This is a genomic window from Nitrospira sp. BLG_2 (assembly GCF_049222245.1).
This window is the reverse complement of sequence record NZ_JBLYIG010000480.1, coordinates 1-2310: the sequence shown is the minus strand read 5'-3', so window position 1 is coordinate 2310 and position 2310 is coordinate 1. Positions and strand designations below refer to the sequence as shown.

The window sequence follows — 2310 nt, the reverse complement described above, 5'->3', positions numbered from 1 at the left end:
CGAGCGGAGCAAGGTCAAGGCCAGAAGGTCGGTCGCGACCGCCACTCGAACGCCGGCCTCATGAGCCTGCGAGGTCAAGGTGCTGAAATCGCCCACATAGCCGTCCGTAGCCGGGTACTGCAACAGAATGCCGCACAGCTGGGGGCGGGAACAATCAACCGACGAGGCGACTCCGATCTTGATCACAATACCCAGAGGTTCGGCTCTGGTCTGCAACACCGCCAAGGTTTGTGGATGGCAGTCGCGTGAAACAAAAAATTCCTTTCGTTCCTCGCCTGCATTGCGGGCGATCGTGTAACACATCGCCATGGCTTCGGCTGCAGCGGTCGCTTCATCCAACAGCGAGGCATTGGCCAGCGGCAGGCCGGTCAAGTCCGCCACCATGGTCTGGAAATTCACGAGAGCCTCCAAGCGGCCTTGTGAGATCTCGGCCTGGTATGGGGTGTATTGCGTATACCATGCCGGATTTTCTAAAATATTTCGCTGGATGACGCCCGGGGTGACGCAATCGTGGTACCCCATGCCGATCAGCGATCGATACACCTTATTTTGGGAGGCGATGTCTTTCAGGCGGGCCAGGACGGCTTGCTCGCCGTCGCCGTCCGGAATGTCCAGGGATCGATGCAAGCGAAGATCGGGAGGAATGGCTGTGTCGGTCATGGTGTCGAGCGAGAGTAGGCCCAACACGGCCAGCATCTCCTGAATATCGGCTCCTGTAGGGCCCAGGTGCCGGTGAATAAAATCATCGATCGGTTGGAGCCAATTCTGAGTGGTCATGGAGCCCGCTACCCCTTTGTTTGGTTCGAAGAGATGAATTGAAGTGCGCGCTTGTCGAACCGAGCGTATCACGCTGTCAGCTCTTTTCCAAGAGACCCGACCGCTTAGGAGATGACTTCAGAGGAGTCACGACAATCGCGGTGTTGCAAGGAGACCTTGTCTGAAGCAACCGCAGAGCTCCGCGGCCGCTGCGGGGTACATCATCGTGCAGAGCGCGGCTTTGATTGCTTTTCACATAATTCACGCTATTGTTAGCTGTACCGCCGGTCTGGAGAGCTGCCTATGGTCGCCACGAAGCGAATCTCCGATGAAAGGGCCAAGAAGGGGGCACCGCCGCGCTTCACGATAGTAAAAGCTCTCGTCATAACACTAGCCCTCGGTACCACGATGGTGATCGGATACGCGGGATACGCGATTTTCAAGAATCAGAGTTGGATAACCACGTTTCTCGTTCCCCATGTACCGACAAGTGAGCCCGGCGTGGTTCTCGGCGATTCGAAATCGAAATCCATCCAGTCTGACATCCGTCTGACTCGTAAAGAGATCGACCTTCTTCTCGACGCACTCGACGAGGCAGTTCGGCGTAAGGATGTCGACGGTGTCCTGCGCCATATAACTCACGACGCGACCATTACCATTCATCTGAAACAAGGCCCCCAACAACAGGTGGCCATGTTGACGCGGGAAGATTACCGAAAGACCCTCGCCATGAGTTTCGCCTTTCCCAGCGCCAACGACTTCACTCGTACGAATACGTCCGTCTCGTTGGCCTCGGACGAGCGGAGCGCGAAAGTCTCCTTCAAGTCGACAGAGACCCTTCGACAAGCCAATCGGGAATTCAAGACGGAAGGCGAAGAAACACTGTTCTTCAATATCCGTGACGGCAAGCCCATGATTACCTCTCTGGAGCAGACCTTCCCGGGGGATTCGACCTAGCCACGCATTCGTGAACGAGCGATCGTCTCCGTACGCTGCAAGATTCACATCCATCGGTCTGGTATAATCACGACGCTGTTCAACATGTGGTGGAGTGTGTATGCGGGTGCTCGTCATAGAAGATGAAACCAAAGTCGGTTGTTTTATTAAGCGCGCGCTGGAAGAAGAGAGCTATGCCGTCGATCTCTGTGAGGACGGAGCCAAAGGGTTAGAGATGGCCTTGGCCGTCAACTACGATCTACTGGTTGTCGACGTGATGTTGCCCTCCATGTCCGGCCTGGATGTGCTGAGGAATATCCGACGGGAACGGATCCACACCCCGGTGTTGATTCTCTCGGCTCAATCCCAGATCGATCAGCGCGTGAAAGGACTGGATGCCGGTGCCGACGATTACTTGACCAAACCGTTTGCGATCGATGAACTCTTGGCGCGAGTTCGGGCCCTATTGCGCCGCGGGGCCTCCGAAAGCCCGGGCATCCTGCAGGTGGACGACCTGATTCTCAACCCGGCGACCCGTGACGTCACCCGGGGAGGGCAACGCATCGATTTGACACTGAAAGAGTACGCGCTGCTCGAATATCTGATGCGCCATACCGG

Annotated in this window: 2 protein-coding genes and 1 pseudogene; 2 read left to right on the top strand and 1 reads right to left on the bottom strand. The window is 56.4% G+C overall.

Features of this window, described 5'->3' with window-relative positions; genetic code table 11:
* Positions 1-777, bottom strand: a pseudogene (locus ACOSYY_RS13135) (aminomethyl-transferring glycine dehydrogenase); the annotation flags it as partial.
* Positions 778-1059: 282 nt separating this feature from the next.
* Between ACOSYY_RS13135 and ACOSYY_RS13130 the strand changes: the two are divergent.
* Positions 1060-1713 carry a Cif family virulence factor gene (locus ACOSYY_RS13130; RefSeq protein WP_421662934.1) on the top strand — a complete coding sequence of 218 codons (654 nt, stop codon included), beginning with the start codon at positions 1060-1062 and terminating at the stop codon, positions 1711-1713.
* A 100-nt stretch (positions 1714-1813) separates the two neighbouring features.
* A partial coding sequence (locus ACOSYY_RS13125; protein ID WP_421662933.1) for a response regulator transcription factor occupies positions 1814-2310 on the top strand: 497 nt, incomplete at its 3' end.